Consider the following 15,943-nt stretch of genomic DNA (forward strand, 5'->3'; position numbering starts at 1 on the left):
CGGCATTCCGGGAGGCGTGAACATGCAGGACTTTTCCACACCCCGCATCAAGGGCTTTCACGCCCACGTTTACTTCGACGCCACGACCCTCGAGCAGGCCCGCACGCTCTGCGAGGAAGCCGCACGGCGCTTTCCGCTGAAGATGGGACGCGTGCACGAGAAGCTCGTCGGCCCGCATCCAGACTGGAGCTGCCAGCTGGCGTTCAAGCCCGAGTTGTTCGGCGACGTGATCCCCTGGCTGGCGTTGCACCGCAATGGACTCACTGTGCTCATCCACCCCATCACCGGCAGCGACCTGCGCGACCACCGCGACTACCCCATGTGGATGGGCGCGATTCGGCCGCTGGACCTTTCCTGCCTTGAAGATGGCGAGATCGAGTACGACCTCTGAAACGATCGACTGTGGGTTCGAATTCATTCGAAAAGAGCCGCGAAGCGGACCCATCTGGCGAGCATTCGGCCCGCTTGGCGAATGAATTTGCCCCTTGGCAGGACGACAGTCGAGATACAAGGGTGGATCACGCTTCACCGATCCACCATCGATGCCCAGCCTGGCTGTGCTGGTGGACATGAAAAGCGATGTCCACCCTACGGGACCAAGACCCAGGAAAAAGCCGCTGTTCCCCTGAGGGACAGCGGCTTTCTTGTGCTGCTGGCGTGAATCAGGCGCGGGCGCTGCGTACGCCTTCGGCGAGGGTTTTGCAGAGGCTGAGGACGCCGTTCACGGCCTGTTCCGGGGTTTCGGCATTGGCGATCTGGTCCACCAGGGCGGAGCCCACCACCACGCCATCGGCCAGCTTGGCGATGCTCGCGGCGTGTTCGGCAGTACGTATACCGAAGCCGATGGCTACCGGCAGGTCGGTGTGGCGACGCAGGCGGGTGACCGCTTCCTGCACGTGCTCCAGGGTGGCGGAGCCGGCACCGGTCACGCCCGCTACGGAGACGTAGTAGACAAAGCCGGAGCTGCCATTGAGCACCACGGGCAGGCGATTGTCGTCGGTGGTCGGGGTGGTCAGGCGGATGAAGTCCATGCCGGCGGCCTGGGCCGGGTGGCAGAGGTCTTCGTTATGTTCCGGCGGCAGGTCGACCACGATCAGGCCATCAACACCGGCTTCCTTCGCGTCGCTGATGAAGCGGTCCACGCCGTAGTAGTGGATGGGGTTGAAGTAGCCCATCAGCACCAGCGGAGTGGTCTGGTTGCCAGCGCGGAATTCGCGAACCATCTGCAGGGTCTTGGCCAGGTTCTGCTTGGCACCCAGCGCGCGGATGTTGGCCAGCTGGATGGACGGACCATCGGCCATCGGGTCGGTGAAGGGCATGCCCAGTTCGATCACGTCGGCACCGGCTTCAGGCAGGCCTTTGAGGATCGCCAGGGAAGCGTCGTAGCTCGGGTCGCCGGCGGTGACGAAGGTCACCAGGGCGGCGCGGTTCTGTTCCTTCAGTTCGGCAAAGCGGGTCTGCAGGCGGCTCATGCTTTCTGCTCCTGTTGCATGTGGTGCATAACGGTCTGCATGTCCTTGTCGCCACGGCCGGACAGGTTCACCACCATCAGGTGGTCCTTCGGCAGCTTGGGTGCGCGTTTGAACACTTCGGCCAGGGCGTGGGAGCTTTCCAGCGCCGGAATGATGCCTTCAAGGCGGCAGCATTGGTGGAAGGCTTCCAGGGCTTCATGGTCGGTGATCGAGGTGTACTCGACGCGGCCGATGTCATGCAGCCAGGCGTGTTCCGGGCCGATGCCGGGGTAGTCCAGGCCGGCGGAGATGGAGTGGGCGTCGATGATCTGACCGTCCTCGTCCTGCAGCAGGAAGGTACGGTTGCCGTGCAGCACGCCCGGTACGCCGCCGTTCAGGCTGGCCGCGTGCTTGCCGGTCTCGATGCCGTGGCCGGCGGCTTCCACGCCAACGATCTTCACCGAGGTGTCATCGAGGAACGGATGGAACAGGCCCATGGCGTTGGAACCGCCGCCGATGCAGGCGACCAGCGAGTCGGGCAGGCGACCTTCCTGTTCGGCCAGCTGTTCGCGGGTTTCCTTGCCGATCACGGCCTGGAAGTCGCGGACCATGGCCGGGTAAGGGTGCGGACCGGCGACGGTGCCGATCAGGTAGAAGGTGCTGTCGACGTTGGTCACCCAGTCACGCAGGGCTTCGTTCATCGCGTCCTTCAGGGTGCCGGTGCCGGCGGTGACCGGGATCACTTCGGCGCCGAGCAGCTTCATGCGGAAGACGTTGGCCTGCTGGCGGTCGATGTCGGTGGTGCCCATGTAGATCACGCATTGCAGGCCAAAGCGGGCAGCCACGGTGGCGGTGGCCACGCCGTGCATGCCGGCGCCGGTCTCGGCGATGATGCGCTTCTTGCCCATGCGCCGGGCCAGGAGGATCTGGCCGATGCAGTTGTTGATCTTGTGCGCGCCGGTGTGGTTCAGCTCTTCGCGCTTGAGGTAGATCTTCGCGCCGCCGAAGTGCTCGGTCAGGCGTTCGGCGAAGTACAGCGGGCTCGGGCGGCCAACGTAGTCGCGCTGGAAGTAGGCCAGCTCTTTCTGGAATTCCGGATCATCCTTGGCCTTCTCGTATTCGCGGGCCAGGTCGTGGATCAGCGGCATCAGGGTCTCGGCGACATACTGGCCGCCGAAGGCGCCGAACAGGCCCTTGGCGTCCGGGCCGTTGCGCAATGAAGTCATGGTGGAACTCCTGGGAGTGGTATCCGATGCCGGCCATTCTACCGCTGGCTGGCCGGGGGAAAAGCGATTAGATTGCTTTCATCTGTCAGCAAAACTCACAGGTAGTCATGAGTCGAGACCTCCCTCCCCTGAATGCCCTGCGCGCCTTCGAAGCGGCCGCCCGCTTGCAGAGCATCAGCCGTGCAGCCGAGGAACTGCACGTTACCCACGGCGCGGTGAGCCGCCAGGTGCGGCTGCTCGAGGAAGAACTGGGCGTTGCGCTGTTCAGCAAGGATGGTCGAGGCGTAAAACTCACGGATGCCGGACAGCGCCTGCGGGATGCCACAGGCGAAGCCTTCGAACGCCTGCGCAGCGTCTGTGTCGATGTCGCGCGCCGCGCCGAAGACGCGCCGTTTGTACTCGGCTGCCCGGGCAGCCTGTTGGCGCGCTGGTTCATTCCCAGGCTGGACCGGCTCAACCGCGAGCTCCCCGAACTGCGCCTGCAACTCTCGGCCAGCGAAGGCGAACTGGACCCGCGCCGTCCTGGCGTGGACGCCACCCTGTGCTTCGCCGAGCCCCCCTGGCCGGCGGACATGCGGGTGTTCGAGCTGGCGGCGGAATCCATCGGCCCGGTGCTGAGCCCACGCTATTCCGGTCACGAGGTACTTGCCGGGGCCACACCGGCGGCGCTGCTCAACGAAGCCCTGTTGCACACGGTCTCGCGGCCCCAGGCCTGGCCACAATGGGCGGCGGCCCAGGGGCTGGACGCGGGTCGTCTGCGTCATGGCCAGGGCTTCGAGCACCTCTACTACTTGCTGGAAGCGGCAGTGGCCGGCCTCGGCGTGGCCATCGCCCCACAGCAACTGGTCGCCGACGAACTCGCTTCAGGCCGGCTGGTGGCGCCCTGGGGTTTCGTCGAAACCCCGGCGCGCCTGGCGCTCTGGGTGCCGGCACGTCAACTGGATCGCCGTGCCGAGCGGCTGGCCCTGTGGTTGCGTGAGGAGCTGACGGGCCGATAGCGGCAAACTTGGCTAGCCTTGCTGGGGAACCCACTCGTGCCCGGCACAGGAGATACACCATGTCTGATCACCGTACCTACAAGAAGATCGAGATAGTCGGCTCCTCACGCACCAGCATCGACGACGCGATCACCAATGCCGTCGGCGAAGCGTCGAGGACGATCCGCAACATGGACTGGTTCGAAGTCGTGGACACCCGGGGGCATATCGAGAACGGCAAGGTGGCGCACTTCCAGGTGACCCTGAAGATCGGTTTCCGCATCACCGACAGCTGAGTCCCGCACTGCTCCCGAGGCGGGGACAGCGAGGTGATGCACATCTTCCTGCAGACGTTATCGGTTAGGCTCTGGCCGTCCGCCCCTGGCCTTCGGAACCCGGCGGGAGCGGATGGCTCGTGCGAGGCCATCATTCATTACGAGGGAGCGTTATCCATGAAGAAACTGCTGTTGGGCCTGGGCCTGTTCACCCTGGCCGGCTCGGCCTTTGCCGCCGTGAAACCCTGTGAGGAGCTCAAGGCCGAAATCGACGCGAAGTTGCAGGCCAAGGGCGTTACTTCCTACAGCCTGGAAATCGTCGACAAGGGCACCGCTGCAGGTAAACAGGTGGTGGGCACCTGCGACGGTGGCAGCAAGGAGATCGTCTACCAGCGCAATTGATCGCCCCGCATTGCCCGGGCCGGCGACCCATGCCGGCCCAATCCTTACCTTCTGGTGCCCTGGTTACCGAAAAGTGCCTTCTAGCGGCCTTGGACGCCAATCCCTAGAGTAAGACCTACTGATTCACTCGGATAAGGCCTCGCGCCTGTCCCCTGCCAAGGTCTTGCCCATGTCTGCCCTTACCCACCTGCCCCTCTCCGTTCTCGATCTGGCGCCTGTCCGTGATCACGGCGGCGCTACCCAAGCCTTGCACAACTCGCTGGAGCTGGCGCGCCACGTCGAGCGCCTGGGCTTCTCGCGCTTCTGGGTGGCCGAGCACCACAACATGGATGGCATTGCCAGTTCGGCCACCGCCGTGCTGCTCGCCTATCTCGCGGGTGGCACTTCGCAGATTCGCCTGGGTTCCGGCGGCATCATGCTGCCCAACCATGCGCCGCTGGTGGTCGCCGAGCAGTTCGGCACCCTCGCCAGTCTCTATCCGGGTCGCATCGAACTGGGACTCGGGCGTGCTCCAGGGGCTGACCATATGACCGCCCGCGCCCTGCGCCGCGATCGTCTCGGCGACGCCGACGACTTCCCACGGGACGTCGAGGAACTGGAGGCTCTCCTCGGCCCGCGCCAGCCGGAGCAGAAGGTGATCGCCATGCCGGGGGTGGATACCAATGTGCCCATCTGGCTGCTCGGTTCCAGCCTGTTCAGCGCCCAGCTCGCGGGCCAGAAAGGCCTGCCCTATGCCTTCGCCTCGCATTTCGCCCCGCGCTACATGCACGAGGCGATTCGCGTCTATCGCAACCACTTCCGCCCTTCGGCGGTGCTCGACAAGCCCTATGTGATGCTCGGCGTACCGCTGGTGGCGGCGCCTACCGACGAAGAAGCGGAGTTCCTCGCGACCACCGTGTATCAGCGGGTACTCGCCCTGATGCGTGGCGAAAGCCTGGTGCTGCGCCCGCCGGTGGAGACCATGGCCGGTCGCTGGTTGCCCCATGAGAAGGAAGCCGTCGGTAGCTTCCTGGCCCTCGCCATGGTGGGTGGGCCGGAGAAGATCCGCGCGCGAATGCAGGTTCTGCTGGACCAGACGGACGCCGATGAGCTGATCTTCACCTGCGACCTCTACCAGCATGAGCATCGGCTGCGGGCGTTCGACATCCTGGCCAGCCTGCGGGATTGACGCCGATGGGCGAGGCCGCTGAAGGCGCGGCTTCGCCAGGGCGAATCGCCTTTCTGTCTAGAAGGGACCGCAGCGCGGGAATATCTTGTGGCGCGCCAGCACGTTGCGGTTTGCGTCGTAGAGCCAGGCCATCGGCTGGTTGGCGGCGTGGCGGGCTTCGACCCGGTAGCGTTTGCCCGCTTCGAAGCCGTCGTAATGCAGCTCCATGTAGCAAGTGATGCGCGAGGGTTCGGCGTTCATGCCGAATCCACCGCCTGCGCCGCCCACTTCGAATTGGTAGCGCAGCTCCAACTCATGCCTGCCGGGCATCACCTGGTAGTAGCGGCCGTCGTTCCAGCGCTTGTCGTCGAGGCGGTTGGCCATGAGGGTGTCGCTGGGGTCGGCAACGATGTCGATCCAGGCAAACCGTGGATCGGGCTCGGGCAGCTTGCTGGCACAGGCGGTGAGGCTGGCCAGCAGCATCAGGGCCAACAGCGTGCGCATGGCGAGGCTCCTTGGGGATTAGGCGTTCAGCATAACCCCATGTCGGAGTTTTCAGACATCGCCGCAGCGACTTTCCTTGGCCTTGGCGACCTCCCGGCTCTGCCCGTCATACAGCCGTGCCCAGGGACGGAAACCGATGCCACCGGCTGCGAGCTGGTAGCGCTCACCGGCGGCGAAATCGCTGTAGGCCAGCTTCAGCAGGCAGGTGCGACGGTAGCCGGAGCTGCCCTGGCCGATGTCCTTGCCGCCCACCTCGAACTCCAGGCGTACCTCCAGTTCGTGCCGGCCCGGGGAAACCTGGAAGTAGCGTTGGTCAGAGAGGGTTTCGTTATCCACCCGGCTCGCCTGGATGTGCTGGCCTTCCTGCTTCTGCAAGGAAATCCAGGCTTGGTTCGGGTCGTGGCTGGGCAGGAGCATGGCGCAGCCGCCAAGGCTGAGCAGCGGCAGGAAAAGTAGCAGAGGGCGCATGGAAGGCTCCAACAGGCCAGTAGTGGTGGGTGGCTCCGATGCGCTAGTGTCGCGGCATGCCGACCACCCTTCTTATCGAACTGCTTGACCGCATCCGGAGCCCCTGGGTTCCCCTGTTGGGCATCTTGCTGCTGAGCGGTTGTTCCAGCCTCGACTATTACAGCCAACTGGCGCGTGGGCAGATGGCGCTGCTGAATGCCCGGCAACCGGTGCAGGCGCTGATCGACGACACCTCGCAATCGCAGGAACTGCGCCAGCGCCTGGCCCTGACCCAGGAAGCGCGGACGTTCGCCAGTGGCTCGCTGGGGCTGCCGGACAACGGCAGCTACCGCGTCTATGCCGATATCCAGCGGCCCTATGTGGTTTGGAACCTGTTCGCCACGACGGAGTTCTCGCTGCAACCCGAGACCCACTGCTTCCCCGTCGCCGGCTGCGTCGCCTACCGCGGGTACTACCAGCTGGGGCGCGCCCGTGGCGCCGCGGCGCTGCTCAGGCAGCAGGGACTGGATACCTGGGTGGGCGGCGTGGAGGCTTATTCCACCCTCGGCTGGTTCGACGACCCACTGCTCAACACCATGTTGCGCTGGGACGACGACCGTCTCGCCGCGCTGATCTTCCACGAACTGGCGCACCAGCGGCTCTATATCCCGGGAGACACTGCCTTCAACGAATCCTTCGCCAGCTTCGTCGAGCGCGAAGGCCTGAAGCAGTGGCGTGCCAGTCGCGGCCTGTCGATCGAGGCTGATGACGCATCCATTCACCGCGATGCCCTTACCCGCCTGGTGCTGGATACCCGCGAGCGACTGGAGCAGCTCTACGCCAGCGGCCTGCCTGCCGAGCGCATGCGCCTGGCCAAGGCCGATGCGTTTGAGCGCATGCGCCGCGACTACCGTGCCATGCGCGATCGCGACTGGGGCGGCTACAACCGCTACGACGCGTGGATGGAGGGCCCGATGAACAATGCCAAGCTGCTGCCTTTTGGCCTCTATGACCAATGGGTGCCGGCCTTCGCGGCGTTGTTCGGCGAGGCGGGTGGAAGCTGGGCGGCGTTCTACCAGCGTGCGCGTGAACTGGGCGAACTACCCATGGAAGCGCGCACGCAGGCACTGGAAAGACTGATGGCGAACCGCTAGAACTTGCCTGGCTGGCCGTCAGTCCAACGGCCGGGACATCAAGGAAATGGAGTAAGCGATGAAGAGAATTGCTGTAGTCCTGATGCTGGGCATGCTGACAGGTACCGCCCTGGCTGCGACCAAGCCCTGCGAGGAGCTGAAGCAGGAAATCGAAGTGAAGATCCAGGCGGCCGGGGTGACGACCTATACCCTGGAAATCGTCCCGAACGCCGAAGTGAAGGACCAGAACATGGTGATCGGGAGCTGTGAGGGCGGCACCAAGAAGATCATCTATCAGCGGAACGGAAATTGATGTCCTAGGCGCGTAACTGTGGGGGCGATTTCAATCGCCAAGCAGGCCGAAGGCCTGCCCTGCTCGCCTCATGGGCCGCTGCGCGTCCCCTAGCGAATGAATTCGCCCCCACAAGTGATCATTCGGCCCTTGTCCCACTCAACCAAACGCCCGGCTCAACTCATCCAGGCTGGCGAAGTAGTAGGCCGGCGCTTCCGCCATCAACTCCTCGCAGCTGCCGAAGCCATAGCCAACCCCAGCGCCATGCAGGCCATTGCGGCTGGCGCCGATCAGGTCGTGCTTGCGGTCGCCGATCATCAGCGTGTCGGTGCGCACCAGCCCTTCCTCTTCCAGCAGGTGCGCGATCAGCTCCACCTTGTTGGTGCGGGTGCCGTCCAGTTCGCTGCCGTAGATGTGCTTGAAGTGCCGGTCGAAGCCGAAATGCCGGGCGATCTCGCGGGCGAACACGGTCGGCTTGCTGGTGGCGATGAACAGGGTGCGGCCCTGTTCACGCAGGCGTCCGAGTAGCGCATCGATGCCGTCGAACACGCGGTTCTCGTAGAGTCCGGTGACCTTGAAGCGGTCGCGGTAGTGGTTCACCGCATCCCAGGCGCGCGCCTCGGTCAGACTGTAGGTCTGCATGAAGCACTGCAGCAGCGGCGGCCCGATGAAGTGCTCCAGGTTCGCCAGGTCCGGTTCGTGGATATCGAGCTTGGCCAGCGCGTATTGCACCGAGCGGGTGATGCCCTCGCGCGGGTCGGTGAGGGTGCCGTCGAGGTCGAAGAGGATGTTCTGGTAATGCATCGAGTCAGACCCCGTAGCCTTCGGCGATGTGCAGGTCCTTCAGCTTCACGTAGTTCGCCGCGCTGTAGGTGAAGAAGGCTTTTTCCTTGTCGCTGAGCGGCCGGGCCTGTTTCACCGGGCTGCCAACGTACAGGTAGCCGCTCTCCAGGCGCTTGCCGGGCGGCACCAGGCTGCCGGCGCCGAGCACCACGTCGTCCTCGATCACCGCGCCGTCCATGACGGTGCTGCCCATGCCGATCAGGACCCGGCTGCCGACCTTGCACCCGTGCAGCAGCGCCTTGTGGCCGATGGTCACGTCGTCGCCGATTTCCAGCGGATAGCCATCCGGGTTGAAGGGGCCGGCGTGGGTGATGTGCAGCACGCTGCCGTCCTGCACGCTGGTGCGCGCGCCGATGCGGATGCGGTGCATGTCGCCACGAATGGTCACCAGGGGCCAGACTGAACTGTCGTCACCGAGGTGCACGTCGCCGATGACCACGGCGGAAGCGTCGACGAAGGCCCGCTCGCCGAGCTGCGGGGTGATGCCCTGATAGGTTCTGATCGGGTTCATAGCTTTTCCTGAGGCTGCGTCAGCCGGCGATTGTAATTAAGATGGCTCCCATCCGGGTTATGTCTCGTCTCCGCAGACAGCCCGCGTCCCTTTCCGAATACAGGTGAATGCCGTGACCCTGAGCAATCCCCTCCTGCAGGACTTCGACCTGCCGCCCTACTCCACCATTCGTCCGGAACATGTCGAACCGGCCGTCGACCAGATCCTCGCCGACAACCGTGCCGCCATCGCCGACCTGCTGGCGCGCCAGGATGGCACCCCCACCTGGAAAGGCCTGGTGCTGGCGCTGGACGAACTGGGCGAACGCCTGGGGCGCGCCTGGAGCCCGGTCAGCCACTTGAATGCCGTGTGCAACAACGCCGAGTTGCGCAATGCCTATGAAGCCTGTCTGCCCAAACTCTCCGAGTACTGGACCGAGATCGGCCAGAACCGCGCGCTGTTCGAGGCGTACGAGGCGCTGGCCGCCAGCCCGGAAGCCGCAGGCTACGAGGTGGCGCAGAAGACCATCCTCGATCACGCCCTGCGCGATTTCCGCCTGTCCGGCATCGACCTGCCGGCGGACAAGCAGCAGCGCTACGGCGAAATCCAGATGAAGCTGTCCGAGCTGGGCAGCCGCTTCTCCAACCAGTTGCTGGACGCCACCCAGGCCTGGACCAAAGAGGTTCACGACGAAGCGGCCCTGGCCGGCCTCACCGACTCGGCCAAGGCGCAGATGAAGCACGCCGCCGAGGCCAAGGGCCTGGACGGCTGGCTGATCACCCTGGAATTCCCCAGCTACTACGCGGTGATGACCTACGCCGACGATCGCGCGCTGCGCCAGGAGGTCTACACCGCCTACAGCACCCGCGCCTCTGACCAGGGCCCGAATGCCGGGCAGAACGACAACGGTCCGGTGATGGCCGAGATCCTCGACCTGCGTCAGGAACTCGCCCACCTGCTCGGCTTCGCCCACTTCAGCGACCTGAGCCTGGCCACCAAGATGGCCGAGTCCACCCCGCAGGTCCTGGGCTTCCTCCGCGACCTGGCCAAGCGCAGCAAACCCTTCGCCGCCAAGGACCTCGACGAGCTCAAGGCCTTCGCCGCCGAGCGCGGCGTGGCGGACCTGCAGAGCTGGGATGTCGGCTACTTCAGCGAAAAACTGCGCGAGCAGCGCTACAGCATTTCCCAGGAAATCCTGCGCGCCTATTTCCCCATCGATAAAGTGCTGTCGGGCCTGTTCGCCATCGTGCAGAAGCTCTACGGCATCGAGATCCGCGAGCTGTCCGGCTTCGACACCTGGCATCCGGATGTGCGCCTGTTCGAGATCAGCGAGAACGGCCAGCACGTCGGCCGCTTCTTCTTCGATCTCTATGCCCGCGCCAACAAGCGCGGCGGTGCCTGGATGGACGGTGCCCGCGACAAGCGCCGCAACGTCGGTGGCGAACTGGTGAGCCCGGTGGCCAACCTGGTCTGCAACTTCACTCCGCCAGTCGCTACTGCGGCGGTGGGCGACAAGCCGGCGCTGCTGACCCACGACGAAGTCACCACGCTGTTCCACGAGTTCGGCCACGGCCTGCACCACCTGCTGACCCGCGTCGAGCATGCCGGCGCGTCCGGCATCAACGGCGTGGCCTGGGACGCCGTGGAGCTGCCCAGCCAGTTCATGGAGAACTGGTGCTGGGAACCGGAAGGCCTGGCGCTGATCTCCGGTCACTACCAGTCCGGCGAGCCGCTGCCCCAGGACCTGCTGGACAAGATGCTCGCGGCGAAGAACTTCCAGTCCGGCCTGATGATGGTGCGTCAGCTGGAGTTTTCCCTGTTCGACTTCGAGCTGCACGCCACCCACGGCGACGGCCGCAGTGTGCTCGACGCGCTGGAAGCGATCCGCTCCGAAGTGGCGGTCATGCGTCCGCCGGCGTTCAACCGTTTCGCCAACAGCTTCGCGCACATCTTCGCGGGCGGTTATGCAGCCGGTTACTACAGCTACAAATGGGCGGAAGTGCTGTCCGCCGACGCCTTCTCGCGCTTCGAAGAAGAAGGCGTGCTCAACCCGGCCACTGGCCGCGCTTTCCGCGATGCCATTCTTGCCCGTGGTGGTTCCCAGGAGCCCATGGTGCTGTTCGTCGACTTCCGTGGCCGCGAGCCGTCCATCGACGCCCTGCTGCGCCATAGCGGCCTGTCGGAGGATGCGGCATGACAACGACCCCGAAACGCTTCATCGCCGGTGCCGTGTGCCCGGCGTGCAGCGAAATGGACAAGATCCAGATGTGGGACGAAGACGGCGTGCCGCACCGCCAGTGCGTGGCCTGCGGCTATGCGGACACCCTCAATGCCCAGGGCCAGTCGGTGCCCAAGGAGCTGGGTACCCGCGTCAATCAGCCCAAGCCCAAGGTGGCCGATCCCAAAGTGCAGGGGGTGCAGTTCTTCCCCAATCCGAAGCTGAAGAAACCCAGCGAGTGATCTGAAGGCCAAGGAAGGCGCATGCGGCACCAGCCTGCGTTGTCTCCAGGTGCCTTGTAGGAGCTAGCTTGCTAGCGAAAAGGGCGATTCGCTGGCAAGCCAGCTCCTACGGCCAACCGCCCGGCAGAATCTGGCTAGGCGTAGGGCCATTCTCCATATACTGTATGAATATACAGTTAGTGGAGTGCTTCCCATGCCAGCGCCCCTTCCCCCTCGTGGCCGTGGTACCGCCTGCAACCCCTTCAACCGATTCGCCCCGACCACCTCGGTGGCCATGGACGACGGCTGGTTCCAGGAGGTCCCGCCCAGCCGCGCGACCGAGGTACGGCTGGAAACCGCCAAGAGCATCATCACCCGCAACCAGTCGCCGGACCTGCCGTTCGACCGTTCGGTAAACCCCTATCGCGGCTGCGAGCACGGCTGCATCTACTGCTATGCGCGACCCAGCCATGCTTATTGGGACATGTCCCCGGGATTGGATTTCGAGACGCGGTTGATCGCCAAGACCAACGCCGTGGCCCTGCTCGAGCAACAGCTTTCCAAGCCAGGTTACCAGTGCGCGCCGATCAACCTCGGCTCCAACACCGACCCTTACCAGCCCATCGAACGCGAACACCGCCTCACTCGCCAGACCCTCGAAGTGCTGCTGCGCTACCGCCACCCGGTGACCATCGTCACCAAGGGTTCGCTGGTGTTGCGCGACCTCGACCTGCTCACCGAGCTGGCGGAGCAGAACCTGGTGGCGGTGATGATCAGCCTCACGACCCTCGACGACGAACTGAAACGCACCCTGGAGCCCCGCGCCGCAGCGCCGTCGGCACGCCTGCGCGCTATCCGCGTGTTGAGCGAGAACCGAATTCCGGTGGGTGTGCTCTGTTCGCCGATGATCCCGATGATCAACGACATGGAGCTGGAGAGCTTGCTGGAAGCGGCTCGCGATGCCGGGGCGCGGCAGGCGAACTACATGCTGCTGCGCCTGCCCAGGGAGGTGGGACCGCTGTTCGAGGAATGGCTGGAGGCGTACTACCCGCAGCGCGCCGCCCATGTGATGAGCATCATCCGCCAGTGCCGTGGCGGGGAAATCTACGACAGCCGTTTTGGCCACCGTTTCAAGGGTGAGGGCCCCTTCGCTGAACTGCTGGCGCAGCGTTTCGCCGTGGCCATTCGCAAGCTCGGACTCAATCGCCGGCGCGACTACGAACTGGACTGTTCACGCTTTTGCCCGCCCGGGGGACAAATGGCGTTACTTTGAGGTGTGACTCGGTGGGCGGTAACAACAGTCCTGTAGGAATTCAAATGCCGACAATCAGTGGATAATGGGCGGCATAAAAGACAATTCCTACGATGACCGAGGTTGGCAGCATGAGCAACGAGCACGACAAGCTGGGCAGTGAAAGCGCCGAAGAAGCCCTGCGGACCATAGTCGAGGGCTTCCAGCGCTTCCGCGATGAGGTCTTCCCGCAACAGGAAGAACTGTTCAAGAAGCTCGCCCATGAACAGAAACCCCGCGCCATGTTCATCACCTGCGCCGACTCGCGCATCGTTCCAGAGCTGATCACCCAGAGCTCGCCGGGCGACCTGTTCGTTACCCGTAACGTCGGCAACGTCGTGCCGCCCTATGGCCAGATGAACGGCGGCGTCTCCACCGCCATCGAATTCGCGGTGATGGCCCTCGGCGTGCACCACATCATCATCTGCGGCCACTCCGACTGCGGCGCCATGAAGGCGGTGCTGGACCCGCAGACCCTGGAACGCATGCCGACGGTAAAAGCCTGGCTGCGCCATGCCGAGGTGGCGAAGATCGTGGTGCAGGAGAACTGTGGCTGCGCCAACCACGAGACCCTGGAAGTGCTCACCGAAGAGAACGTGGTGGCCCAGCTCGACCACCTCCGCACGCACCCATCGGTGGCAGCGCGCCTGGCCAGCGGCCAGCTGTTCATCCATGGCTGGGTCTATGACATCGAGACGTCGGTGATCAAGGCCTACGACGCCGAGCAAGGTCGCTTCCGTCCTATCGGCGATGGTCCTCTGCCGATGGCCACGCCGAGGCCGCGCTACCTGTCGGAGTGACAGAAAAAAGGGCTGCTGGTGCAGCCCTTTTTCATTTCCGGGTTTTCCTCAGCTCGCCGCGCGCTGGCCCAGGTTGAGCTCCAGCCCGACGCCCAGTTGCTCGGACATGCACGGCCAGCGTTTCCAGGCTTCCTCCACCTTGGGGTCGTGCAGTTGCTGGCGATAGGCCTGTGCCGAGGGTTGGCTGAACACGTCCTCGTCCAGCAGGCCGTCCACGGCATGGTGCACGGCTTCGTCCAACTGGTTGGCGAAAGGTTCGCCGATCAGTTGATGGGCGATCAGGTTGGCCACGGTGGTATCCAGCGGGATCAGCGGCTGGCCGAAATGGACGATGTAGCGGTCGTTGACTTCCTCCACCAGGCGATGGGCCAGGTAGGCCTCGTCGAGCAGGCCTTCCAGGCCATCGTGGCCCGCCATCAGGGCAGGAGGTTGCAGGAAGAACTGTTCCGCGACCTTGAGGACCGGCTTGATGCGGGACTCGATACCGGCTTCGCGGGCGACGGTGGCGGCGGCGTCCAGTACATCGGGAACCTGTTCCACATAGGCAGCGATGAAGCGGGCGAGCACGCCCTGGGCGTCTTCTTCTGGCAGGCGGATGGCGGGGTGAAGGCTGGCGATCTGGGTTTCTAGGATCTGGCTGAGTTGCGTCGAGGCAGCTTCGTTCTCAAGGGCGCGCTGAATGACTTCGCGCAGTGCGGCGGTGTTCATGACTGCTCCTGAAAAGGACATGGCGTGGTGAAGGTGAAGACAAGACCTTAGCTTGCCCTGAGAAACTGCTAAGACCGGATTGTCATAATCGCTTAACAGTTATTCGGGCTCGCTATAAAAGCACTTTGCCATCCGCTGAAGGCCCGCGCCAGCCGTGGCGTTTAGGACAAGGCTTACGCGCCTTCAGCCATTTTCTCCAGCGCGTTGCGCAGCCGAAGTCCCTGTCTATACTCCGACTCGAAAGGCATTACCTGATGGAACCCGACTGTGCACCTGCGTGCCGAGGTCGGCGGTCTGAGTGTGGTAGTCCGGACAGCCGTCCCCAAGCCGTTGGCCCAGCCGGCGGGATAACAAGAACGAGAAGGGGAACCCGCAATGATGCGACATCCACGAGTCTGGATGGGACTCCTGCTGCTGTCTGTTCTCAGCCAGGCGGAGGCTGCCTGGACAGTCAATATGGCGCCCGGTGCTACCGAGGTCAGCCGCACCGTTTTCGATCTGCACATGACCATCTTCTGGATCTGCGTCGTCATCGGCGTACTGGTCTTCGGTGCCATGTTCTGGTCGATGATCATCCACCGCCGCTCCACCGGTCAGCAGCCAGCGCATTTCCACGAGAGCACCACGGTGGAAATCCTCTGGACCGTTGTGCCCTTCGTCATCCTCGTGCTGATGGCGGTGCCGGCAACCAAGACGCTGATCGACATCTATGACACGTCCGAGTCCGGGCTGGATGTACAGATCACCGGCTACCAGTGGAAGTGGCATTACAAGTACCTGGGCCAGGACGTCGAGTTCTTCAGCAACCTGGCCACGCCTGCCGACCAGATCCACAACAAGGCGCCGAAGGATGAGCACTACCTGCTGGAAGTCGACCAGCCGCTGGTGGTGCCGGTCGGCACCAAGGTGCGCTTCCTGATCACCGCCGCCGACGTGATCCACTCCTGGTGGGTGCCGGCGCTGGCGGTGAAGAAGGATGCGATTCCCGGCTTCGTCAACGAATCCTGGACCCGCATCGAGAAGCCCGGCCTCTACCGTGGCCAGTGCACCGAGCTGTGCGGCAAGGATCACGGCTTCATGCCCATCGTGGTCGAGGCCAAGTCCCAGGAAGACTTCGCCAAGTGGCTGGCCGCGCGCAAGGAAGAGACCGCCAAGCTCAAGGAACTGACCGACAAGGAATGGACCCTGGACGAACTGGTTGCGCGGGGCGACAAGGTCTACCACACCACCTGCGCAGCCTGTCACCAGCCTGAAGGTCAGGGCATGCCGCCCATGTTCCCGGCGCTCAAGGGCTCGAAGATCGCCACCGGGCCGAAGGAAGACCACCTGAACATCGTCTTCCACGGCAAGCCGGGTACCTCCATGGCCGCCTTCGGCAAGCAGCTCTCCGAAGTCGATATCGCCGCCGTCATCACCTACGAGCGCAACGCCTGGGGCAACAACAAGGGCGACATGGTGACGCCCAAGGAAGTGCTGGCTCTGAAACAGGCGGAAAGCCAATGAAGAAGACACCGGCCT

Annotated in this window: 19 protein-coding genes; 12 read left to right on the top strand and 7 right to left on the bottom strand. The window is 64.1% G+C overall.

The window, feature by feature from the left end; all coding sequences use genetic code 11:
- Positions 1 to 22 precede the first annotated feature (22 nt).
- Complete coding sequence (locus E8E95_RS24345; RefSeq protein WP_280354520.1) at positions 23 to 391, top strand: DOPA 4,5-dioxygenase family protein; 369 nt, start codon at positions 23 to 25, stop codon at positions 389 to 391.
- 271 nt (positions 392 to 662) lie between these two features.
- Here E8E95_RS24345 and trpA read toward each other — a convergent pair whose 3' ends face one another.
- Together trpA and trpB are read right to left on the bottom strand one after the other, a co-directional pair.
- On the bottom strand, positions 663 to 1,472 hold the full coding sequence (trpA, locus tag E8E95_RS24350) for a tryptophan synthase subunit alpha (RefSeq protein ID WP_280354521.1): 810 nt from the start codon (positions 1,470 to 1,472) through the stop codon (positions 663 to 665).
- The gene (gene trpB / locus E8E95_RS24355) at positions 1,469 to 2,677 is read right to left on the bottom strand and encodes a tryptophan synthase subunit beta (protein WP_077527538.1); all 1,209 of its coding nucleotides are present in this window, start codon (positions 2,675 to 2,677) and stop codon (positions 1,469 to 1,471) included. The genes trpA and trpB overlap by 4 nt, the downstream gene beginning before the upstream one ends.
- A gap of 107 nt (positions 2,678 to 2,784) precedes the next feature.
- On the opposite strand from trpB, the gene E8E95_RS24360 reads away from it, so the two are divergent.
- The 4 genes from E8E95_RS24360 (at position 2,785) to E8E95_RS24375 (ending at position 5,499) form a co-directional block, all read left to right on the top strand.
- Positions 2,785 to 3,675 (top strand): LysR family transcriptional regulator, encoded by an 891-nt coding sequence (locus tag E8E95_RS24360; RefSeq protein ID WP_280354523.1) that lies wholly within the window; start codon positions 2,785 to 2,787, stop codon positions 3,673 to 3,675.
- Between the two features lie 59 nt (positions 3,676 to 3,734).
- On the top strand, positions 3,735 to 3,950 hold the full coding sequence (locus tag E8E95_RS24365; RefSeq protein ID WP_179061494.1) for a dodecin: 216 nt from the start codon (positions 3,735 to 3,737) through the stop codon (positions 3,948 to 3,950).
- A 156-nt stretch (positions 3,951 to 4,106) separates the two neighbouring features.
- Positions 4,107 to 4,331, top strand: a complete 225-nt coding sequence (locus E8E95_RS24370; RefSeq protein ID WP_280354524.1) for a DUF1161 domain-containing protein — start codon at positions 4,107 to 4,109, stop codon at positions 4,329 to 4,331.
- 169 nt (positions 4,332 to 4,500) lie between these two features.
- Positions 4,501 to 5,499: an LLM class flavin-dependent oxidoreductase gene (locus tag E8E95_RS24375; protein ID WP_280354525.1), complete on the top strand. Its 999-nt coding sequence runs from the start codon at positions 4,501 to 4,503 to the stop codon at positions 5,497 to 5,499.
- Between the two features lie 57 nt (positions 5,500 to 5,556).
- Here E8E95_RS24375 and E8E95_RS24380 read toward each other — a convergent pair whose 3' ends face one another.
- Entirely contained in the window at positions 5,557 to 5,982 is a 426-nt protein-coding gene (locus E8E95_RS24380) for a hypothetical protein (RefSeq protein ID WP_280354527.1), read from the bottom strand.
- A 51-nt stretch (positions 5,983 to 6,033) separates the two neighbouring features.
- Positions 6,034 to 6,450, bottom strand: coding sequence for a hypothetical protein (locus E8E95_RS24385; protein WP_280354528.1), 417 nt, complete (start codon positions 6,448 to 6,450; stop codon positions 6,034 to 6,036).
- Positions 6,451 to 6,506: 56 nt separating this feature from the next.
- Between E8E95_RS24385 and E8E95_RS24390 the strand changes: the two genes are divergently transcribed.
- Positions 6,507 to 7,583 carry an aminopeptidase gene (locus tag E8E95_RS24390; RefSeq protein WP_280354529.1) on the top strand — a complete coding sequence of 359 codons (1,077 nt, stop codon included), beginning with the start codon at positions 6,507 to 6,509 and terminating at the stop codon, positions 7,581 to 7,583.
- Positions 7,584 to 7,641: 58 nt separating this feature from the next.
- Positions 7,642 to 7,875 carry a DUF1161 domain-containing protein gene (locus tag E8E95_RS24395; protein ID WP_280354531.1) on the top strand — a complete coding sequence of 78 codons (234 nt, stop codon included), beginning with the start codon at positions 7,642 to 7,644 and terminating at the stop codon, positions 7,873 to 7,875.
- A gap of 138 nt (positions 7,876 to 8,013) precedes the next feature.
- On the opposite strand, the gene E8E95_RS24400 is transcribed toward E8E95_RS24395, so the two are convergent.
- Together E8E95_RS24400 and E8E95_RS24405 are read right to left on the bottom strand one after the other, a co-directional pair.
- Complete coding sequence (locus E8E95_RS24400; RefSeq protein WP_280354533.1) at positions 8,014 to 8,658, bottom strand: HAD family hydrolase; 645 nt, start codon at positions 8,656 to 8,658, stop codon at positions 8,014 to 8,016.
- 4 nt (positions 8,659 to 8,662) lie between these two features.
- Positions 8,663 to 9,208 carry a gamma carbonic anhydrase family protein gene (locus tag E8E95_RS24405; RefSeq protein ID WP_280354535.1) on the bottom strand — a complete coding sequence of 182 codons (546 nt, stop codon included), beginning with the start codon at positions 9,206 to 9,208 and terminating at the stop codon, positions 8,663 to 8,665.
- A gap of 112 nt (positions 9,209 to 9,320) precedes the next feature.
- Here E8E95_RS24405 and prlC point away from each other — a divergent pair, with 112 nt between their 5' ends.
- The 4 genes from prlC (at position 9,321) to E8E95_RS24425 (ending at position 13,717) form a co-directional block, all read left to right on the top strand.
- Complete coding sequence (prlC, locus tag E8E95_RS24410; protein WP_280354536.1) at positions 9,321 to 11,384, top strand: oligopeptidase A; 2,064 nt, start codon at positions 9,321 to 9,323, stop codon at positions 11,382 to 11,384.
- Entirely contained in the window at positions 11,381 to 11,647 is a 267-nt protein-coding gene (locus E8E95_RS24415; protein ID WP_280354538.1) for a YheV family putative zinc ribbon protein, read from the top strand. The genes prlC and E8E95_RS24415 overlap by 4 nt, the downstream gene beginning before the upstream one ends.
- Before the next feature lie 193 nt (positions 11,648 to 11,840).
- Entirely contained in the window at positions 11,841 to 12,899 is a 1,059-nt protein-coding gene (locus E8E95_RS24420; RefSeq protein WP_280354539.1) for a PA0069 family radical SAM protein, read from the top strand.
- Between the two features lie 110 nt (positions 12,900 to 13,009).
- Positions 13,010 to 13,717, top strand: a complete 708-nt coding sequence (locus E8E95_RS24425) for a carbonic anhydrase (RefSeq protein ID WP_179061505.1) — start codon at positions 13,010 to 13,012, stop codon at positions 13,715 to 13,717.
- 48 nt (positions 13,718 to 13,765) lie between these two features.
- On the opposite strand, the gene E8E95_RS24430 is transcribed toward E8E95_RS24425, so the two are convergent.
- Positions 13,766 to 14,425 (bottom strand): hypothetical protein, encoded by a 660-nt coding sequence (locus E8E95_RS24430; protein WP_179061506.1) that lies wholly within the window; start codon positions 14,423 to 14,425, stop codon positions 13,766 to 13,768.
- A 375-nt stretch (positions 14,426 to 14,800) separates the two neighbouring features.
- On the opposite strand from E8E95_RS24430, the gene coxB reads away from it, so the two are divergent.
- Complete coding sequence (coxB, locus tag E8E95_RS24435) at positions 14,801 to 15,928, top strand: cytochrome c oxidase subunit II (protein ID WP_179061507.1); 1,128 nt, start codon at positions 14,801 to 14,803, stop codon at positions 15,926 to 15,928.
- Positions 15,929 to 15,943: the final 15 nt, after the last annotated feature.

Source organism: Pseudomonas sp. BN414 (genome assembly GCF_029871275.1).
Lineage (GTDB): Bacteria > Pseudomonadota > Gammaproteobacteria > Pseudomonadales > Pseudomonadaceae > Metapseudomonas > Metapseudomonas resinovorans_C.

Excerpts from the sequence above, each read along its gene's own strand:
- E8E95_RS24395 (WP_280354531.1), top strand. The coding sequence starts at position 7,642 with ATGAAGAGAATTGCTGTAGTCCTGATGCTGGGCATGCTGACAGGTACC.
- E8E95_RS24345 (WP_280354520.1), top strand. The coding sequence starts at position 23 with ATGCAGGACTTTTCCACACCCCGCATCAAGGGCTTTCACGCCCACGTT.
- E8E95_RS24420 (WP_280354539.1), top strand. The coding sequence starts at position 11,841 with ATGCCAGCGCCCCTTCCCCCTCGTGGCCGTGGTACCGCCTGCAACCCC.
- E8E95_RS24360 (WP_280354523.1), top strand. The coding sequence starts at position 2,785 with ATGAGTCGAGACCTCCCTCCCCTGAATGCCCTGCGCGCCTTCGAAGCG.
- E8E95_RS24415 (WP_280354538.1), top strand. The coding sequence starts at position 11,381 with ATGACAACGACCCCGAAACGCTTCATCGCCGGTGCCGTGTGCCCGGCG.
- trpA (WP_280354521.1), bottom strand. The coding sequence starts at position 1,472 with ATGAGCCGCCTGCAGACCCGCTTTGCCGAACTGAAGGAACAGAACCGC.
- E8E95_RS24375 (WP_280354525.1), top strand. The coding sequence starts at position 4,501 with ATGTCTGCCCTTACCCACCTGCCCCTCTCCGTTCTCGATCTGGCGCCT.
- E8E95_RS24380 (WP_280354527.1), bottom strand. The coding sequence starts at position 5,982 with ATGCGCACGCTGTTGGCCCTGATGCTGCTGGCCAGCCTCACCGCCTGT.
- E8E95_RS24405 (WP_280354535.1), bottom strand. The coding sequence starts at position 9,208 with ATGAACCCGATCAGAACCTATCAGGGCATCACCCCGCAGCTCGGCGAG.
- trpB (WP_077527538.1), bottom strand. The coding sequence starts at position 2,677 with ATGACTTCATTGCGCAACGGCCCGGACGCCAAGGGCCTGTTCGGCGCC.
- E8E95_RS24365 (WP_179061494.1), top strand. The coding sequence starts at position 3,735 with ATGTCTGATCACCGTACCTACAAGAAGATCGAGATAGTCGGCTCCTCA.
- coxB (WP_179061507.1), top strand. The coding sequence starts at position 14,801 with ATGATGCGACATCCACGAGTCTGGATGGGACTCCTGCTGCTGTCTGTT.
- E8E95_RS24390 (WP_280354529.1), top strand. The coding sequence starts at position 6,507 with ATGCCGACCACCCTTCTTATCGAACTGCTTGACCGCATCCGGAGCCCC.
- E8E95_RS24430 (WP_179061506.1), bottom strand. The coding sequence starts at position 14,425 with ATGAACACCGCCGCACTGCGCGAAGTCATTCAGCGCGCCCTTGAGAAC.
- E8E95_RS24425 (WP_179061505.1), top strand. The coding sequence starts at position 13,010 with ATGAGCAACGAGCACGACAAGCTGGGCAGTGAAAGCGCCGAAGAAGCC.
- E8E95_RS24385 (WP_280354528.1), bottom strand. The coding sequence starts at position 6,450 with ATGCGCCCTCTGCTACTTTTCCTGCCGCTGCTCAGCCTTGGCGGCTGC.
- E8E95_RS24400 (WP_280354533.1), bottom strand. The coding sequence starts at position 8,658 with ATGCATTACCAGAACATCCTCTTCGACCTCGACGGCACCCTCACCGAC.
- E8E95_RS24370 (WP_280354524.1), top strand. The coding sequence starts at position 4,107 with ATGAAGAAACTGCTGTTGGGCCTGGGCCTGTTCACCCTGGCCGGCTCG.